The organism is Lacihabitans sp. LS3-19, assembly GCF_024343575.1.
Classification (GTDB): Bacteria; Bacteroidota; Bacteroidia; order Cytophagales; family Spirosomataceae; genus Leadbetterella.
The window spans coordinates 87,722-105,741 of record NZ_RJUA01000127.1; the positions used below are offsets into that span (position 1 = coordinate 87,722).

16 protein-coding genes are annotated in these 18,020 nt (G+C 36.9%); 7 read left to right on the plus strand and 9 right to left on the minus strand.

The genetic code is table 11. The annotated features are described in order from the left end of the window. The first annotated feature begins 2 nt into the window (after positions 1 to 2). From EGI22_RS21080 to EGI22_RS21100, 5 genes are all read left to right on the plus strand, one after another. Entirely contained in the window at positions 3 to 1,025 is a 1,023-nt protein-coding gene (locus EGI22_RS21080) for an alpha/beta hydrolase family protein (protein ID WP_255070457.1), read from the plus strand. A 3-nt stretch (positions 1,026 to 1,028) separates the two neighbouring features. Next, positions 1,029 to 2,324 carry a CitMHS family transporter gene (locus EGI22_RS21085; RefSeq protein WP_255070459.1) on the plus strand — a complete coding sequence of 432 codons (1,296 nt, stop codon included), beginning with the start codon at positions 1,029 to 1,031 and terminating at the stop codon, positions 2,322 to 2,324. Beyond that, complete coding sequence (locus EGI22_RS21090) at positions 2,321 to 3,643, plus strand: acyclic terpene utilization AtuA family protein (protein ID WP_255070460.1); 1,323 nt, start codon at positions 2,321 to 2,323, stop codon at positions 3,641 to 3,643. Before EGI22_RS21085 ends, EGI22_RS21090 begins: the two co-directional genes overlap by 4 nt. Next, a complete protein-coding gene (locus tag EGI22_RS21095; protein ID WP_255070461.1) occupies positions 3,640 to 3,939 on the plus strand; it encodes a hypothetical protein in 300 nt (99 codons plus the stop codon). Before EGI22_RS21090 ends, EGI22_RS21095 begins: the two co-directional genes overlap by 4 nt. Before the next feature lie 106 nt (positions 3,940 to 4,045). Further along, positions 4,046 to 5,344, plus strand: a complete 1,299-nt coding sequence (locus EGI22_RS21100) for an MFS transporter (protein WP_255070462.1) — start codon at positions 4,046 to 4,048, stop codon at positions 5,342 to 5,344. A 53-nt stretch (positions 5,345 to 5,397) separates the two neighbouring features. Here EGI22_RS21100 and EGI22_RS21105 read toward each other — a convergent pair whose 3' ends face one another. The 3 genes from EGI22_RS21105 to EGI22_RS21115 all read right to left on the minus strand — a co-directional run bounded on the left by EGI22_RS21105 (position 5,398) and on the right by EGI22_RS21115 (position 8,876). Further along, positions 5,398 to 6,351: a fumarylacetoacetate hydrolase family protein gene (locus EGI22_RS21105; protein ID WP_255070464.1), complete on the minus strand. Its 954-nt coding sequence runs from the start codon at positions 6,349 to 6,351 to the stop codon at positions 5,398 to 5,400. Positions 6,352 to 6,597: 246 nt separating this feature from the next. Beyond that, positions 6,598 to 7,734, minus strand: coding sequence for an FAD-dependent monooxygenase (locus EGI22_RS21110; protein ID WP_255070466.1), 1,137 nt, complete (start codon positions 7,732 to 7,734; stop codon positions 6,598 to 6,600). A 26-nt stretch (positions 7,735 to 7,760) separates the two neighbouring features. Further along, on the minus strand, positions 7,761 to 8,876 hold the full coding sequence (locus tag EGI22_RS21115; RefSeq protein ID WP_255070467.1) for a S9 family peptidase: 1,116 nt from the start codon (positions 8,874 to 8,876) through the stop codon (positions 7,761 to 7,763). Between the two features lie 153 nt (positions 8,877 to 9,029). Here EGI22_RS21115 and EGI22_RS21120 point away from each other — a divergent pair, with 153 nt between their 5' ends. Next, the gene (locus EGI22_RS21120; RefSeq protein WP_255070469.1) at positions 9,030 to 9,416 is read left to right on the plus strand and encodes a four helix bundle protein; all 387 of its coding nucleotides are present in this window, start codon (positions 9,030 to 9,032) and stop codon (positions 9,414 to 9,416) included. 137 nt (positions 9,417 to 9,553) lie between these two features. Here the strand turns inward: EGI22_RS21120 and EGI22_RS21125 are convergent, their stop codons facing one another. The 4 genes from EGI22_RS21125 to EGI22_RS21140 form a co-directional block, all read right to left on the minus strand. Next, positions 9,554 to 10,546, minus strand: a complete 993-nt coding sequence (locus EGI22_RS21125) for a VOC family protein (RefSeq protein WP_255070470.1) — start codon at positions 10,544 to 10,546, stop codon at positions 9,554 to 9,556. A 155-nt stretch (positions 10,547 to 10,701) separates the two neighbouring features. Beyond that, positions 10,702 to 12,339 carry an FAD-dependent oxidoreductase gene (locus tag EGI22_RS21130; protein WP_255070471.1) on the minus strand — a complete coding sequence of 546 codons (1,638 nt, stop codon included), beginning with the start codon at positions 12,337 to 12,339 and terminating at the stop codon, positions 10,702 to 10,704. Positions 12,340 to 12,367: 28 nt separating this feature from the next. Further along, positions 12,368 to 13,720 (minus strand): acetylxylan esterase, encoded by a 1,353-nt coding sequence (locus EGI22_RS21135; RefSeq protein WP_255070473.1) that lies wholly within the window; start codon positions 13,718 to 13,720, stop codon positions 12,368 to 12,370. A 28-nt stretch (positions 13,721 to 13,748) separates the two neighbouring features. Further along, positions 13,749 to 15,362, minus strand: a complete 1,614-nt coding sequence (locus tag EGI22_RS21140) for a DUF5597 domain-containing protein (RefSeq protein ID WP_255070475.1) — start codon at positions 15,360 to 15,362, stop codon at positions 13,749 to 13,751. 155 nt (positions 15,363 to 15,517) lie between these two features. Between EGI22_RS21140 and EGI22_RS21145 the strand changes: the two genes are divergently transcribed. Further along, positions 15,518 to 16,051 carry an NADPH-dependent FMN reductase gene (locus EGI22_RS21145; RefSeq protein ID WP_255070476.1) on the plus strand — a complete coding sequence of 178 codons (534 nt, stop codon included), beginning with the start codon at positions 15,518 to 15,520 and terminating at the stop codon, positions 16,049 to 16,051. Positions 16,052 to 16,091: 40 nt separating this feature from the next. Here EGI22_RS21145 and EGI22_RS21150 read toward each other — a convergent pair whose 3' ends face one another. Together EGI22_RS21150 and EGI22_RS21155 are read right to left on the minus strand one after the other, a co-directional pair. Further along, entirely contained in the window at positions 16,092 to 16,985 is an 894-nt protein-coding gene (locus tag EGI22_RS21150; RefSeq protein ID WP_255070477.1) for a dioxygenase, read from the minus strand. A gap of 55 nt (positions 16,986 to 17,040) precedes the next feature. Next, positions 17,041 to 17,904, minus strand: coding sequence for an SDR family oxidoreductase (locus EGI22_RS21155; RefSeq protein ID WP_255070479.1), 864 nt, complete (start codon positions 17,902 to 17,904; stop codon positions 17,041 to 17,043). Between the last annotated feature and the right edge of the window lie 116 nt (positions 17,905 to 18,020).

Here is an 18,020-nt window from a genome sequence, read left to right on the forward strand (position 1 = left end):
AAATGAAAAAAATACAAATTCTATTTTTTGCTTTTTTAAGTCTAAATTCTTTTGCACAAGATGTTTTCGGCAAAATTGAAAGGTTTGAAATTAACTCAAAAGCATTGAAAAACAATGCTGGAGAAAACTCAAAGCCGAAGGTTTCTGTATATCTACCTCCTAATTATGATAATGGAACTCAGAAATACCCTGTAGTATATTATTTACATGGATTTACTGGTACTGATCTCATAAACGAAAACATGAAAATGATTTTGGACAAAGCAATTAATAGTCAAAAAATCCGACCTTTTATTTTTGTTCAAGCCGACCAAAACACCCTGTTCCAAGGCAGCTTTTACAGCAATTCTAGTTTTATCGGTAATTATGAAGACTTTGAGGCTTTCGAATTGGTAAAACATATTGATTCGCATTATAGAACTATCCCGAACAAAAATAGCAGGGGCATAGGTGGCCATTCTATGGGAGGATATGGAGCTATAAAAATAGGAATGAAACACCCCGATGTTTTTAGTGTAGTGTATGGCATGAGTCCTGGCTTGATGGCTTTTGTAAAAGAATTCGGTCCGAATAGCAATTCTTTCAGCGAGCTCCAAAAAATAAAAACTGTAGAGGAACTCCAAAAAACCTATTACCCCAAAGTTTTGGTTGCAGTAGGTAGGGCTTGGAGTCCAAATCCTAATAAGCCTCCGTTTTATTGCGATATGCCTTTTACTTACGATGGCGAAAAAATGATTGTTAATGATGAGGTATTAAAACTTTGGCACCAAAACATGCCAGTAGAAATGGTAAACGATTTTGCTGAAAATCTAAGAAAATTAACAGCCTTAAAATTGGATTGGGGACGAAATGACGCACCTAGGTTTCCGGTTCAAAATATGATGTTTAGCCAAAAACTCGAAAATCTAGGAATTGAACATTATGCGGAAGAATACATTGGTACGCATACCAACAAAATATGGACTACTGATGGCAGAGTTTTGAATGCACTGTTACCATTCTTTAATGATCATCTTGAATTTTAAACTATGCTTGCAATATTAGGATTTGCTGCGATAATCACTTTTTTAGTTTTAATTATTTCCAAAAAAGTATCCGTAATAACAGCCTTGGTTTTGGTACCGATAATATTCGGATTTTTAGCAGGAATTTCAATTCCTGACTTAGGGAAAATGGCATTTGATGGTATCAAACAGGTAGCTCCTACTGGTATATTTTTGATGTTTGCTGTGTTATATTTTGCAATAATGTTAGATGCAGGACTTTTTGACAAACTTGTAAATTTCATCATAAATATCGTAAAAGGTGATCCATTAATGGTGATCATAGGTACGGCGATTTTGACTATGATTGTCCATTTAGATGGTGATGGAACTGCCACCTTCATGATTGTAATTTCGGCTTTTTTACCGATTTATAAAAAACTAAAAATCAAGCCATTAATCTTGCCTGGTATCGTGGCTCTGAGTGTTGGCCCGCTTCATTTAGTGCCTTGGTCTGGCACTTCAGCTAGAGCCATTGCTACGCTAAATACGGATGCTTCACATATTTTCAATCCTAACATTCCATCTATTTTTGGAGGTATAGTTTGGGTATTATTTGTGGCTTATGTTTTTGGAAAAGGTGAAAGAAAACGATTAGGTAAATTAAAACTAAACTATAAACATGGTGAAGATTTAACAGATATACAGTTGAAATTGAGAAGGCCAAAACTTCTGATAATTAACATCATCTTAACTGTGCTTTTGATTTTCCTTCTGATGGAAGCCTATTTGCCTTCCGCTGTGTTATTTGTTATTTTTTCAATGTTGGCATTGTTGATAAATTACCCTAAACCTACCGATCAGCAAACAGTTTTGAAATCGCACGGCACCAATATTTTTATGGTTTCAAGTATGATATTTGCTGCAGGAATATTCTCTGGAATACTGACGGGATCAAAAATGATAGAATCTATGGCTATTGCCTTGGTACAATTTATTCCACAGCAACATGCCAACCTTTTACCTGTATTCACGGCGATAACAAGTATGCCTGCAAGTTTACTTTTTACGCCTGATGCCTATTATTTTGGTGTGGTACCAGTAATTAGCCAAGCAGCAACGCAATTTGGTTTAGATCCTTTGGAAATAGGCAGAGCGGCACTTTTAGGACAAATGACTGTGGGTTTTCCATTGAGTCCTTTGACAGCCAGTACTTTTTTATTAATTGGCATGGCGGAAGTAGAGTTAGGAGATCATCAAAAATTCATTTTTAAATGGGCACTCGGAACATCATTAGTGATGACTTTGGTGGCACTTTTAAGCGGTTCTATACATATATGAAACAAAAAATTAGAATAGGATGTGGTGCTGGTTTTTCTGGCGATAGGTTAGAGCCTGCGTTGATTTTGGCAGAAAAAGGAGAACTAGATTATTTGGTTTTAGAATGTTTGGCAGAAAGAACTATTGGCTTGGCTCAAAAAAGAAAAATGGCTAATCCAGAGCTTGGCTACGACCCTCTACTTGAAAGAAGAATTACGTCATTACTACCTATTTTGGTTAAAAACAAAGTCAAATTAATCTCAAATATGGGAGCTGCTAACCCTTTGGCAGCCATACATAAAATACAAGAAATAGCTTTAAAATTAGATTTAAGAATTAAGATAGCTGCTGTAACAGGTGATGACGTTTTTTCTAAAATAGACAAAAAAAGCGAAGCATTAGAAAACGGAATCCGATTAGAAAATAATGGCGATTTACTTGCCGCAAATGCTTATTTAGGAGTAGAAGGAATTTTGGAAGGTTTAAAGTCAGAAGCTCAAATTATCATAACAGGTAGAGTAGCTGATCCGAGTTTGTTTTTAGCTCCAATGATTCATGAGTTAGGTTGGAATATTGAGGATTTTGAACTTTTAGGAAAAGGTACAGTGATTGGGCATTTAATGGAATGTGCTGGTCAAATAACTGGTGGTTATTTTGCAGATCCAATAAAAAAACCTGTGAATAAAATGGAAATTCTCGGACATCCAATAGCTACAGTTTCAATAGATGGCTCAGCGATAATTTCTAAAGTAAATGGTACTGGAGGAATCATAAATCTTCAAACTATAAAAGAACAATTACTTTACGAAGTAATAAATCCGCATGCCTATTATACGCCAGATGTTTCAGCTGATTTTACAAATGTTTATTTAGAGGATTTGGGAGAAAATCAAGTAAAAATAAATGGAGGCGGTGGCAGTCAAAAACCTACAAATCTAAAAGTTAGTGTGGCCTACAAAGCTTTTTTTCTGGGTGAAGGCGAAATTTCTTACGCAGGTACTGGAGCCCTAGAAAGATCCAAATTAGCAGGAGAAATTATAGAAAAGCGACTTAAAGGTATTGTAGATGAAATTCGAATAGATTATTTGGGAATAAATTCTATGCACAATGGTCAGTTTAAAAATGAATCGGTACCTTATGAAATAAGATTAAGAATCGCAGCTAAAGCCAAATCAAAAGCAGATGCTGAGCGAGTGGGTGAAGAAGTGGAAGCACTGTATACAAATGGTCCAGCGGGTGGCGGTGGAGTAAGGAAATATGTCAATGAAGTGGTAGGAATAGTATCCACAATGATAGATAGAAATAAAATAGAATTAAAAATTACGACGTTAAACGCATGAAACTTTACGAAATAGCCCATAGCCGAGCAGGAGATAAAGGCAACATTTCTACTTTGTCTTTGATTCCATATGATGAGTCAGACTTTCAAAAGTTGTGTGAAAAAGTAACGGTTAAAAAAGTCAAAGAACACCTTGGAAAAATTGTAAGAGGAGAAATAAAAAGATACGAAATGCCGAATATATCTTCCTTACTATTTGTATGCCAAAATGCTTTGGCAGGAGGAGTTACTACCTCGCTTGCCTTGGATAGTCATGGAAAAACCCTTAGTTCAGCACTTTTAGAAATGGAAATTTAAAGAATATTAATTTACTCTTTAAAAAGCCTTCAAATAGTTTAACTTTAAAGTTATATTTTATGATTTAAAACTATTATTTTGCCATAATTTCAACCCTAATTAAAATATGACCTTTACTTCCAAAAACTTAATAGACAATAATCCTTTAAGCGGACTTCAATATGCTACCATTCTTATCTGTTTCTTGATGAATATGTTAGACGGAATGGACGTTTTAGTAATATCTTATACTGCACCTGCCATAGCCAAAGCATGGTCTGTGGGTCCTCAAACATTAGGGGCAGTTTTTAGTGCTGGATTAGCAGGCATGACGCTAGGAACGCTATTCATAGCACCTTATGCTGACAAAATTGGCCGAAAGAACATGATAATATTCAGCGGTGTCTTGATGGGGGCTTGTATATACCTAACTTCTTCTGCAACAACTATCAACAGTCTTTTGATTTATAGATTCTTGAGTGGTTTGGGTATAGGATGTATGTTGGCGAGCACTGCTGCCTTAACTGCGGAATTCACTCCAAATAAAACCAGAGATTTTTGGGTGAGTTTTGTTATTTCTGGTTACCCAATTGGAGCCGTTATATCGGGATTAGTTGCAGCTAAAGTAATTCCCGCAGAAGGTTGGGAGCAAATGTTTAGATATGCTGGTATTGTGTCTTTAGTATCTGTGCCATTAATCATTATTTTCCTTTCGGAATCTATTGACTTTTATATTAAAGCCCAACCCAAAAATTCCCTCCAAAAAATCAATCAGATTTTAAATAAAATGGGATTTGATGCAATCAGCGAATTACCTGAAAAAGCACCAAAACAAGCTGCCATTCCCGTAGATAAACTCTTAAAAGGCAAATACTTAAAACCTTCAATAGAGCTTTGGATTGCACTTTTTATGGCTTTTGCGGCTTTATATTTTATGACTAGTTGGATACCTAAATTGGCTTCTGACGCAGGCTTATCTCTAAAATTGGCCATTTATGCAGGAACTGTATTTAATATAGGAGCTTTTTTTGGAATAGTAACCCAAGGTTATTTTTCTAGCAAATATGGTCTAAAGAAAACAATTGGAATAATTTTAATTTTAACTGCAGTTTTAATGGCATCTTTTGGTCTATTTGTTGGATCAGATTTCATACTTTTAGTCTTTGCATTTTTAGGTTTTGGAATACAAGGTGGATTTGTGGGTCTCTACGCTTTTGCCGCCAGAATGTATCCTACCGAATTTAAAACAACGGGAATAGGTTGGTCAATGGGTGCAGGAAGAATTGGAGGAATTGTAGGTCCTGCCTTAGGTGGAATGTTAATCGGAATGGGTCTTACAATCGGTACCAATTTCTTGATTTTTGCACTTCCAGCTCTGATAGCAGGAATAATGACTTGGAGAAATAGCTCAGAAGATGTAAAATAAAAAGAGGCTGAAAAACTCAACCTCTTTTTGGGATTTTTAAACTTTATATTTTTTTAAACTACTTGATTTCTCAAAACCCCAATCCCTTCTATTTCCAGCTCCACCATATCGCCTGGTTCGAGGGGGCGGTGAACAGTGAAATTATTTTCGGTTAGGCTTCCCCATCCCACAGTTCCAGAACCCAAAATGTCTCCAGGCATGATATTTACGCCATTTTCGGAGGCTCTTTCTAGCATTTGGCTGAAAGAAAAATGAACTGTTTTGTAGTTGCCTACGCAAATAGTTTCTCCATTGATTCGTGATGTCATTTTAACATCGAATCGGGTATCTTTTACAGAAGGTACTTTCAATGGGCTTTCAAAAAAGTTTTCAGAAAATGGTACTTCGTATTGTTCAAATTCATCAGCTGTAACGATGCATGGGCCAAAAGCATTGGCGAAATCTTTTCCTTTGTGAGGTCCTAAGGGGATGGTCATTTCTACTCTTTGAAGGGCACGAGCTGTCCAGTCATTGAAAATTGTATAGCCAAAAATATAGTCTTTGGCTTCTTCTTTTTTAATATCCGAGCCTTTTTTGCCGATTATGCAGGCCATTTCTAACTCAATATCCAATTTAGTTTCATTGACTGGTTTTTTGATGTCATCATTCGGGCCAAAAACATTGTGATGATTGGTGAAATAGAAAATGGGCAAATCATACCAAGCTTCGCCAACCGAATGACCAAACGAACGAGAGGCATTGAGCATGTGCATTTCAAAACCAACGTAGTCACGAATGCTGCGTGGATTTGGCAGTGGAGCTAAAAGTTGAACTTCTGCTAAGCTATAATGCGGTTCTACTTCTCCAAGGGCTTTTATGATTTCAAAATAGCCTTCATGACCATCGATAAAAGTCAACATATCCGTTGGTAATTTTTCAGAAGCCAGCTGCATATCGACTACTCTATCACCTTGTAGCCAGCCAATTCGGCTTTCATTTTTGGTATTTTTAAAAGAAACTAATTTCATGTTTTGTTATTGGTTACTTGTGAACTGGTTATTAGTGAATTAGTAAACTGGTTATTTGTGGAGTAGTTAATAGTAAATAGTGGAATAGTTATTAGTGTCCCGATAGCTAACGGGAGGTTATTTGTAAAGTAGTTATTGGTGTTTTGTAAAATGGTAATTGCTGAACGTATTTAATTAACCTAGAAAAGAACAATATGGTAACAAATAACTAATATACAAATCAACTAATAACTATACAACCAAACCCTAAATAGGTGCCGCCAGCCCTCCCATGGTTCTTCCTACCAATGCCCCAATGTTAGCTCCTTCGGGTAATGGTTTTCCCTGAAATTCGAGCAATTCCCATTCGCCCAAGGTTTCTGAAGCATTTACCACAGCCATGCAGCGGTCGTATCTTCTTTTCATAAAAGCAGGAAGAGCTTCTTCTACCGTATTATTTTTTTGCAATTCATCTGCCAAAACTACGGCATCTTCAATGGCCAATGCCGCACCTGAGCCCAGTTGTGGAATAGTAGCATGAGCTCCATCACCAATAATAACGACCCGATTTTTATACCATTCACCTGAAATTCGTAAGGCGTCGAGCGGACGATAGTTTACCAACTTAGCGTCTGTCACTTGCTCCATTAAATCCCGAGCCATTTTGATGGGATACTCAGCCATGTATTCTTTAAGTTTGGATACCATTTGATCCTCAGGTACACGCCAGTCTTCTCCCTCGGCAGATACCAAAAACATATACATGGTGTCGGCACTCATTGGAACAAACCCAGCCTTGCTTTTTCTGCCGTAATAGATGTATCCAGTGTCCAAGTCTTCATGTCTTTTAAAGGGGTACCTCCAAACCGAAAGACCGACATATCTCGGGCTAATTTCTTCAAAAATCATCCCTCTTACCTTAGAATTAATTCCGTCAGAAGCAATCAACAAATCGTATGAACCCGAGGTGCCATCTGTAAAAGTAACATCTACACAATCTGGCTTATTATCAATGGCTTCTACCGTGAGTCCCATTCTGATAGGTATGCCCAATTTGGTACATTCTTCAAACATGATATCGTGCAAGACTCTACGAGAGATCCCATTATGACTTGGGTATTTTTCATTGGGTGGTGCACCGGCTGGGCCAATAAAATGCCCGCCTGCTGTAAACATTTTCACCTGACCGTAAGGCGAACCTCGACGCATCGTTTCCCCACCAATGCCTATCATATCCAATGCCCTCAATGCATTTTGTTGTTGGATGATTCCCACACCATATACATTAAATGCCTCATGGATCTCTACAATTTCTACTTCAATGCCGGCTTTTTTAAGACCGATGGCCGCGGACTGTCCTCCAATTCCAGCTCCGATTACCAATACTTTTTTAACTGAACTCATTTTATAAAAGGTTGAAATTTTATCAATTAGGCTTTAATTTTTTCGGCTATCCAATCGTACATATCCAAAGTTGGCATAAAATCATCTACTTGGCAGTGTTGAGCACCACTTTCGCCTTCCGGTACGATTTTCATTTTGTGTTCGCAAGTCAAATGCTTTTCAAGTGAAATGGCATGTTCCACAAAATTTTGTTGGTCGCCACCACCGTGCATGATGAAGGTTGGCATTGAGATTTTCTCTGCAACTCCATTTTCTAAGGTGAATCCTTTTAGTTTTTCCAGCACTTCCTCATACGTTTTTGCATCCATAATGTGCATCACTATCTCTGCCAAAGGATGTTTTGCACTTCGGCCAGCCCACACAGAATAGTAAGACCAAACCGCTCCGAAGATCATACAAACCTTAAAACGTGGCTCAAAAGCCGCACAACGTGCTGCCATATATCCACCCATGGAAACTCCCGCAATACCGACACTTGTGGTATCTACTTCGTCTTGAAGCTTTTCTAAAACATAATCCAAAACAGCGGTACCTGCTACGTTATAATCGTAACGAGAATGTATATGATTTAGTCTCAAAGCAGCACCTTGACCAGGACCGTCAACCGCCAAAAGGGCGATGCCACGTTCCATCAAGTGGTTTCCGATGCCGAAATACAGTTCCTCTGCCAAGCTATCTAAACCTCCAAACATCACCATCACAGGTGGATTTTTGACTCCTTGTGGTTTGAATAAATATCCCGACAAAAAAGAGCCTTCAAAAGGTACTTCTATTTGCAAAGGCTTTTCGTCAAAGTATTTGATTGCTCTGATAAAAGCTTCACGAGCTTTGGTGTATGTAGGCAACTTCAGCTCGTTTTGCAGATTCATAAAAAATTCTGCGGTACGCAAATAGTTGAAAGCTCTTAAATATGTCCGTCTGGCAGAAACAAATGCACCTTTTTGCTCATAATCTTCGGCCCATCCTAAAACCTCATTGCCTTTTTCGAGCCATGCTGTATTAAAACTTTCTCTATTGTCAGGGTCTATTTTTCCTGCAACTTCTAAAATCTCAGCAAATTCCCCACCACCATAATGTGCTTGAGTGAGAGCTCTATTAACTTGGTAAGAAGGCATGTACTGCCCGGGATAAAAATGCCACATAATTTGGTTAATTTGTTATTGGTTTATTTGTTATTGGTGGATTTGTTATTTGTATATTTTCTAATTGGTTAATAAGTAAATATGTCCATAATTTCTTAGTTTATTTAATTAATACTTTTTTTGTTAAAAATTTTATTATCATTTTTTTTTTCAATGGCTAGTTTATCATTTACCGATTTGAATGTTTATAAAGAATGTCGGTTCTTAAGAAAGGAAATTTCATTACTTGTCAAATCTCATTTCCCAAATACCGAAAAATATAAATTAACAGACCAAATAATTCGAAGTTCTCGAAGTATTACAGCGAATTTGTCCGAAGGTTATGGCCGCTATTACTACAAAGAAAACATTCAATTTTGTCGAATTTCTCGTGGTTCATTATCTGAAACTTTAGAACACTTAATTACTGCTTTTGATGAAGGTTATATATCTCAAGATCAATTATATTCATTCAAACTGCAAATAGAAAACTGCGGAAAATTACTTAATGGTTATATCAATTACCTTAAAAAAGTAGCTAATCCACCTGACGAAAGTTGAAAAAATAAAATAAAGCTAGACTTATAAATTGCCTTCAAAAAATTCACAAATGACTATTTTACAAATACATAAAAATCTATTCAACCAATAAACTAATAACAAATGCACTAATAACTATTCAACAAATCAACCAATAACTAAACATCCGCTGGTTTAACCGTACCGTCTTCCGAAATACCCATTTTCTTGCCTTTTCCCATTTCAGCGAAAGGATTGGCTGAACCCCATGCATCGTTTGGATTGTCCTTTAGATAATGTACGTCTAAGTGATCTGGTGCAAAAACCAATCTTGCACAGGCATAGTATTCAAATAAAATACCACTACCTGGATCTGTGATATAGATAAAGAAACCCTCGTCTGCTTTGTGACGAGTTGGTGCTCCCATTACACTTTTATAGCCTTTTTCAATGAAATAATCTAAAGCTAAAAGTACTTCCTCACGGCTGTCCACATTCCAGCAAATATGATTTAGAACCGCTTGTTTTGACTCAATATTCGGGTCTGTAAAAATAGCGATATCGTGCGAAAGATTTGCCAAAGTATGCAGACCTCCGATGGGTGGAATCTCGTCTGCAATTCTAATTTCATCCGGGTTTTTAAAGCCCATTGCTTTCCAGAATGCTTTTTCCGCAGGGTACGCTCCTTTAGATACCATGTAAGTAACATGATCAAAACGACGAGGATTAGCACCTTTTAGTCTATTACTTGAATATCTATCTGCATAAACGCTTCCTCTTTCTCCCTCTTCTCTCAGCCAAACTACTTCCCAAAATACCTCATGCATGTGTCCTTCAGGCGATTGAAAACGATAAGCTTTTCCATGCCCTTGGTCGCCATCATACCAACCACGACCAGCTCCTATACTTTCCAAATAGGCAACGCATTCTTCTAAAGCTTCAGGACTATCAGCTCTCCAACCAATATGTCCAAGACCCGACTCTTCACTTTGCGTTAATTTTAATGTATGGTGAAAATAGTCGCCCCATGCTCTTAGGTAGACCGAGTTTTCCTCTCTTCCAGTTTCGTCCATTCCTACCACGTCACGGAAAAACTCTACAGATTTATCAAGGTCTTTGGTTAAAATCTCCACGTGAGCCATTTGAGATAAAAAATGTGGGTTCTTTGCCATATAAAATTTTGTTATTCTCTTTATTAATTGTACAAATTTAAGTCCTAACTATTTCAAATATGAATCAGATTTAATCGAAAACTATTCAATTTCAATCTATCTTGCAAAAAGAAGCTTATCAAACTCAATTTCTCTATTCAAATAATCGTAAAACCCTATTTTGCAATCAAAACCTGCTTTTCTTTCAAAAGCTTTGTTCTTAACAGTTCAAAATCCAATTTCTGTGGACTGGTTTTGTGTTTGATACTCAACACGGCAGCGGCTGCAGCAGATTGTCCTAAAATCATAAAAACTGGCTCCATGCGTATAGATCCAAAGGCTGTATGCGAGCTGGAAACACAAACAGGAACAAGTAAATTATTACATTCTTTTTCTTTGGGTAATAAGGCACCGTAGTCTATTGAATAGGGTTTTGGCGGATGGACGCCAATATCGCCTTCGTTTTGTACAAATCCGTCTTCGGTTACGTATCGTTGTGCATTGTGCGAATCCAACGAATAAGACCCCATGCCAATTGGTCTTTTGATTTCTATTTTTCCTAAAGTATGATTTTCGTTCATCACATATTCACCAATCATTCGGCGAGCCTCTCTTACATAAATTTGATAAGGCCAATTGTTGTTTTCCGCAAATTCGTCTTTGGCCAATCCCCACTTTTGCATTTCGTCATGAATGTTTTTGGGTACCGAAGGGTCATTTTGCAAAAAATACAAATAACCCTTTTGGTAGTTTTCATGCTCTTCTAAAATACTTCTCCTTGTGGCATAATCTGCTTCTGGATAAGCGTAGTTTTTTCCGATATAATCTGAGCTAAAAGGTCCATGATTATTGGTATCCGTTTTTTTATTGGGAATAACATCAAACTTATCAAAGACCTCATTCCAACCCGAGTCTAAAACTCTTTTTAGCAATTCATATCGTTTTGGGTCATAGTTGGCAGGTTTTGGAAAAGCCACACGATTTTCAGGATGAAAACTCATGCACAAACGGTAGCAATAAGCTTGTAATCGCTGATCTCCTTCTCCATTTTCTCCAGGAGGAATTTTGGATATTTCCGGCAAAAGCCCACTTTGAGCATTTCCAGCTATATTATACGGACTGATTGGCGTTTTAAAATAATGTCCATGATGTCTAACATCCTTTTGAACACCATTAAATTTTTCGTCATAAACACTGTTGGCTTCTCTACCCACATGATAAGTAACACCAGCAGCTGCCATTAGGTCGCCTTCATAAGAGGCATCTATAAAATATTTGCCTTTTATGGTTTTGCCACTTAAGGTTTTAAATTGACTAATGCTGTTGTTTTTCTTTATTAATCCTCCTTTTTCTCTTAACAAATACTCATTTCTAAGAATTTTAATTTTATTTTCTTTCACCCAATTTTCAAAAATACCTTCGGCTACGTGTGGCTCAAATATCCACATACTTGATTCATCCATAGCTACTGTATTTTGTCCTCTGTTGCCATATTCTTCCTTTTTCTGCCAAATCCAAGCTTCTGGTTTATTGTAGTGTTGATATAGTTCCTTATAAAATTCTTTCGCTATACCACCTATAACAGTTTTGTCTCCGGTGTCTGTATAGCCCAATCCATTAGAACTTAATCCTCCCAAATGCGTATCAGGAGATACCACCAAAACTGTATATCCAGAACGGACAACCTCTACAGCAGCCGCTATACCTGCCGAAGTTCCGCCATAAATTACCACATCGGCTTCAAAAGTTTTTTGTGAAAAACCAAAACATGGCAATAATGAAATGAAAAGATAAAAACCTATTTTAAGATTCATAATTCTTAATGATTAGAAATAAAATGTATTAAAAATTGCCCCAATATCTACTAGCCCAAGCTATCCAAGTACTCCAGTTGGGACCAGTACTGTGTCCGCCAGCATGCTGCCTAAAAGCTATCTCTCCATTTGTCAAGGCTGTGCCCATTGGCGGAAAACTCATAGTTCCGAGATCTTTTTTACCCAACAATCTATAAACAGAGCCCGCATTGGCTGCTCCTTCAAACATACCTTTGGTATCTATCCAGTTACCTTCTACCTGAGGTGAACCCGAACTAATAAAAATTGGTCTGGGAGCACAAAGTGCTATTAATTCATGGGCATCCACTGGTAAATCATCTGGTGTTTTTGTACTAGTGTATTTTATAAAATTGCCACAGAACCAATGATATTCACCAGACCCAGCAAGATTTTCAACCTGTTCACCAAATACCCTTCTTAAAATTTTTGCTCCACCTGCACCAGATGACCCAATAAACCCTAAAGAAATACGAGGCTCAAATGCCATGGCCACAATTGCAGCTTTGCCATATCTTGAGAGTCCTTCTATAGCTACTCTTTTTGCATCTACGTCTTTATCTGTTTCTAAATAATCCAAGGCTCTACTTGCTCCCCAAGCCCAAGCTCGCAATGCTCCCCAATCTTCCGGTTTTCGGTAGGCTCCTTTATTTGTCAAACCAATAATGCCTTTGGTTAAGCCCGCTCCATTGTCCGCCTGAATACTCGAAGGCACCAATATGGCATAGCCTATTCCTCTAGAAATCAATTGTTCTTTCCAAGTAGGTTCGTTTGCTGAGCCAAGTCCAATGGCTTTTATTGGCTCTTTGTTCCAAGGTGAATTTATCCAGCCAAACTCTATTACCAATGGAACTGCTGATGAAATATTAACTGGTGTTGTTACTAAAAGTTCTATTTCTACAGTTATACTCGGAAAAGCAGAATTGTCAACAATGCCTTTCAAAAGTTTTTCTTTTATAGGGTAATTTCCAACAGTAGTATCTTTTACTGATAGTACTTCCCATTTCAAATTTGGAATATTAGAAGGCAATTTGCCATAAATTTCCATTTCAAAATCTTCCACAATTTCGGGTCTTCTTTTAGTCCACCAATCAGCCTCATTTTTTACTTTTTTGCCATTTTTTAGTATCAAAGCATCTGGCAAAACATATTGATTTACTTTACTTTCATCACTATTTGCGGCATTAGCATCCTTAGGATTGCCCGATGGACCTCGTCTTACTTGGGATTTATCTATGCCCAATTGACCTAACATCTGTGCATAATCAATTTGCACATATTTATTGAGTGTATCTCTTTCTGCCTGAGAAAACTGAGCATTGGCGGTAAAGCATATTGATAAGAAAAAAAGTAGTTTTTTCATTCTTTTTTAAGGTTTAAATTTTAAAAACTCAATCGGTATAATTGTACAATTTAACCTTCTGAATAGCATATTGATTTGTCCCAATATTTATATGTCTTCCTTGATGTGTTTGGTCGCCGTTGAGATGTCTTAGCGTTTTCCATTTTTTATCATAGAATCTACCTTCATCAACTTTTAATATACCCACATTAAAGTCTGGATTTTCAACATTTTTAAAAGTAATAACTACGCCCGTTCCAGCAACATAAAACTCATCTTCCGCCGTTTGGATGATTATTGCTGCTCCTAATGGCCAAACTTCTGTTTTGGCTCCAGGTGTCCAACTTAAGGTGTAGTCGTTTTTGCAAACAAACTTGTATTTACCAATTTCAAGGACGGTTTCTGGCTCTGATTTGCTTAACATCACCGCTTCCATTTTTCCATTTCCTTGGTTCTCAGTTATTAAATTTTGAAGATTATCAAGCAAATCATATACTTTACCCAATGCTTCTTCTTCGGGCTTTTCTTTTGATTCTATAGAAAAAGGTGAAAAACCCATGCCTTGATAATGACCAATGGTATATAAGGCCTTGGCCGCAACTGTAGCATCAAAAGCATGCTCAGGCACAAAAAGCACGTCGCCTTGTCGGGTATATAAATCACACCAATGCTTGAGGTCTGGATTATAAAAATCAGGCGAAAGGAAATCAATAGCTGTTCCCGCTGCTTTCCAAACATCCATCAGGTGGGGCAATGGTCCAGCACTCGGATATTCACCGGGTTTTCGACCAGCCCGATTGAGTGCCGCATTGACAAACATCGGCAGATTATAAATTTTCTTACCAGCTTCTGTTATTTTATTGGTAAAAAGTGAATAATAATAGGCCATAAAAATCTCATCTGTGGCGAGGCTTTTACCGAAAATTGCCTCCCAATTTCCTTTGGTTTTATATCCATTGATTTTCCAAATTTCCTCAAACTCTGGCACTAATTTGCCTTTGTTTTTTTTCAAATAATTTAATAATGCTGGTGGAACATCTTCTTTAAAAGCTTTTTCGGCCAAAGCTTGGTGATCACGTGCTGAGGGCAACATTCCGATTTCGTTTTCGACTTGCACCATTATTACGGTGTTTTCTTTGCTATCAAAATCTCTGATAAAACCCATCAATTTCTCGAAAGCATTTTGGTCTGCTTTAAGAACTTCAGAACTAAAAGACGATAAAATTTCCTGACTTTTTCCTTCTTCACTTTTTACCCTTGGATATTTCAGTTGATTGAGTTTTACCCATGCCGGTGCATGGCTGCTCATGGAGTTTTTCCAAGAACCAAACCACAGAAACACTATTTTTAAATCATTTTTACGAGCCTCTACTATCAAATCTTTGTACAAATTGAAATCAAAAACGCCTTCTTGTGGCTCTATTAATTCCCAATAAACAGGCACCAAAACTGTATTGAGATGCATAGCTTTGAGTTTGGGCCAAACGGCTTCCATGTTTTCAATGCTGGTGGCTGTAGAATTACCAAGTTCGCCGCCAAGTATAAGAAAAGGCTGATTGTCAACCATTAGTTGAGTTGTAGTGCCGTGCTTTTGAAGATAAGGAATTTGGGCATGAAGTAGACTTGCTACTAAAAGCAAAACTAGCATAAAGCTAAATCTCATAATATTTTGGTTGAATAATACCCCAATTTATTCTACAAAAGCTGGTTTACCAAAGATAAAAGAAAAATCAATTGTATTTTTGCAAGAATAAGGAGTTTACTAGAATACCAGATAGAATACTCTTCTTTTTCGAAAAAAATAAAATTTAAAAGCTTATGTTAAAAATATTAGCCCTCGGAGGAAGTAACAGCATCAATTCAATCAATAGAAAATTAGCAAACTTTACTGCGTCATTGTTTCCGAATGCGGCGATTCAATATTTTAATTTAAGCGAAAAAGAAATTCCACTTTTCAGTGTTCAGCTGGAAAAAACAATCCAGATTCCAAGTGAAGCGATGGAATTAGCGGCAATGATAGACGATGTTGATTTGATAATACTTTCTTTAGCGGAAAACAACGGATCGTTTAATGCTGGATTTAAAAATCTAATAGATTGGATTTCAAGGATTCCAAAAAGACCTATTTTTAACGACACAAAAATGTTGTTGCTTTCAACATCCCCTGGACCTCGAGGAGCATCCTCTGTACTTGAACACGCCAAAATCATTTTCCCATTCAGAGGTGCCGTAATTTTAAATACTTTTTCATTGCCTAGTTTTGACCAAAAATTCGATGATGAGATGGGAATTACAGACCCCGAATTATTAGAAAAATTACAAACTATTGTTAATGAAATAAGCTCCAATTAATCATTAGAGCTTATTCATTTTGTCAATATATTTGTCATTTTCAACTCAAAATAAAACTCCGCTCACTGAAAGCCGGAATATTGGCTTTGCCTTCGTAAAAATACCTCAGTTCGTCTTTCGGGTCTGTTAATCCTAGACTGTATAAAACAGGCACAAAATGATCTGGTGTTGGGGCAGCAAGTTTACCAAGTTTATGACTTGTTTCGTAGTTTATGATGTTGTTATAATTCCTATCGTCAATCTGTTTTTTGATGAAAGCATCATATTCAGGTTCCCAACCAAACGGGCTCATATCTCCTGACCTCATCTTTGGGCCTAAAATCTGGAGATTATGAATCAGAGACCCACTCCCGATTATCAACACGCCTTTTTCACGAAGCGATTTTAGTTGTTTACCTAGGTCATAGTGGTATTGCGGTGAATCATAATAGCTAATGCTCATCTGAAAAACCGGAATATTGGCCTCAGGAAATAAATGCATCAACATAGGCCATGCACCGTGATCTAAGCCCCAGTCTGTAGTTTCATGCACCGACGGTATAATTTTCGTAACCTCATGGGCAATTTCAGGAGCACCCTTGGCTTTGTATTTCACATCATAATAATGCTTCGGGAAACCGTAATAATCGTAAATCTGCTCTTGTTGCGGAGAAATATTCACCATGGTTTGTTTGGCACACCAATGAGCCGAAACTACCAATGCGGCCTTGATTTCATATTTGCCTTGGAGGTCTTTACCTAGATTATATAATGCATCCCAAAAAGGACGCTCTTCTTTTGAAAGAGGAATATCCATCGGGCTACCATGTGAGGTAAACAATACCGGCATGCGATTAGACTGAACCTGTAAAGTATCCGTAAAATTTTTAAAACTGCTTAATGTTCCCATAGCTGCAAGCGATAAAAGAGATTTATTAAAATCATTCCGTTTCATAAAAAAAAGATAGACCTTTCGGTCTTTTAATATAAAATGTATTGTTAAAGCAAACTTACAGTTTATAGTTTGATTTCAAAAATTCGGCCAATTCAACAGTTTCTCTTCCTAAAATATTATAAAGTGTAGTTGAAGTTTCCTCAAAATCATTGTGCTTAAAAGCCCCAGCAAAAGATTGTGATAAAATAATCATAATGTCTGGAACACCAAATTGCTTCAACATCCCTTCGAAAGCTTCTGGTTCTGGACTAAGATAGCCAACTTCTTTACCTGACAACTTGCTTAATTCAGCAGCAATCTCCTCAAAACTATAAGCGGTTGAGCCTGCTAAGTTATATACTTTATTTACATTGTCAGCACTATTAATTATTAAGGCTGTTGCTTCTGCCAAATCAGACCTAAGTGCAAAGGCAACTTTGCCTTTTTCAGCTGGAAAAAAAATACCATTTTCAAATACGCCTTCTCCAGCAAACATTGGTATAATATCAAAGTAAAGAGCATTTCGTAAAAAAGTATAATCAAAACCAAGTTCTTTGATATAGTCTTCAGTTTCAAAATGATCTCCCAACATTGGCTTGATAGGTGAAGCATCCATATCTTTAATGCTAACTCCTGTGTAAAAAATCTGCTTTACTCCTGCTTTTTTGGCAGCATTTATCACATTTTTGTGTTGACCAATACGATCCACAAAATCGGCTGATGAAATAAGTAGCACTTTGTCAATTCCAGACATTGCAGCTTCTAAAGAATCGGAATCTTGATAAGTACCTACTTTTAATGTAACTCCAAGAGCCTTTAAATCTGCCGCTTTGGTTTCATCTCTGACAAACGCAGTTATTTCACTCGAAGGTGTAGTTTTTAATAAATTTTCTATAATTCCTCTTCCTAATTGTCCAGTTGCCCCAGTTATTAATATCATGTATATAATTGTTTAATGTTTTTTGATTTGACAAAAGTATATTACATTTGCTATATAAAATATATCAGTATACTTTAATATACCAGTATACAAAAGTATAGCTATCACATTATCAA

Bases quoted from the DNA above. Each gene is read 5' to 3' on its own strand.
- EGI22_RS21105 (WP_255070464.1), bottom strand. From the start codon at position 6,351: ATGAAATTAGTTTCTTTTAAAAATACCAAAAATGAAAGCCGAATTGGC.
- EGI22_RS21085 (WP_255070459.1), top strand. From the start codon at position 1,029: ATGCTTGCAATATTAGGATTTGCTGCGATAATCACTTTTTTAGTTTTA.
- EGI22_RS21080 (WP_255070457.1), top strand. From the start codon at position 3: ATGAAAAAAATACAAATTCTATTTTTTGCTTTTTTAAGTCTAAATTCT.
- EGI22_RS21135 (WP_255070473.1), bottom strand. From the start codon at position 13,720: ATGAAAAAACTACTTTTTTTCTTATCAATATGCTTTACCGCCAATGCT.
- EGI22_RS21130 (WP_255070471.1), bottom strand. From the start codon at position 12,339: ATGAATCTTAAAATAGGTTTTTATCTTTTCATTTCATTATTGCCATGT.
- EGI22_RS21095 (WP_255070461.1), top strand. From the start codon at position 3,640: ATGAAACTTTACGAAATAGCCCATAGCCGAGCAGGAGATAAAGGCAAC.
- EGI22_RS21115 (WP_255070467.1), bottom strand. From the start codon at position 8,876: ATGTGGCATTTTTATCCCGGGCAGTACATGCCTTCTTACCAAGTTAAT.
- EGI22_RS21140 (WP_255070475.1), bottom strand. From the start codon at position 15,362: ATGAGATTTAGCTTTATGCTAGTTTTGCTTTTAGTAGCAAGTCTACTT.
- EGI22_RS21100 (WP_255070462.1), top strand. From the start codon at position 4,046: ATGACCTTTACTTCCAAAAACTTAATAGACAATAATCCTTTAAGCGGA.
- EGI22_RS21155 (WP_255070479.1), bottom strand. From the start codon at position 17,904: ATGATATTAATAACTGGGGCAACTGGACAATTAGGAAGAGGAATTATA.
- EGI22_RS21090 (WP_255070460.1), top strand. From the start codon at position 2,321: ATGAAACAAAAAATTAGAATAGGATGTGGTGCTGGTTTTTCTGGCGAT.
- EGI22_RS21145 (WP_255070476.1), top strand. From the start codon at position 15,518: ATGTTAAAAATATTAGCCCTCGGAGGAAGTAACAGCATCAATTCAATC.
- EGI22_RS21120 (WP_255070469.1), top strand. From the start codon at position 9,030: ATGGCTAGTTTATCATTTACCGATTTGAATGTTTATAAAGAATGTCGG.
- EGI22_RS21150 (WP_255070477.1), bottom strand. From the start codon at position 16,985: ATGAAACGGAATGATTTTAATAAATCTCTTTTATCGCTTGCAGCTATG.
- EGI22_RS21125 (WP_255070470.1), bottom strand. From the start codon at position 10,546: ATGGCAAAGAACCCACATTTTTTATCTCAAATGGCTCACGTGGAGATT.
- EGI22_RS21110 (WP_255070466.1), bottom strand. From the start codon at position 7,734: ATGAGTTCAGTTAAAAAAGTATTGGTAATCGGAGCTGGAATTGGAGGA.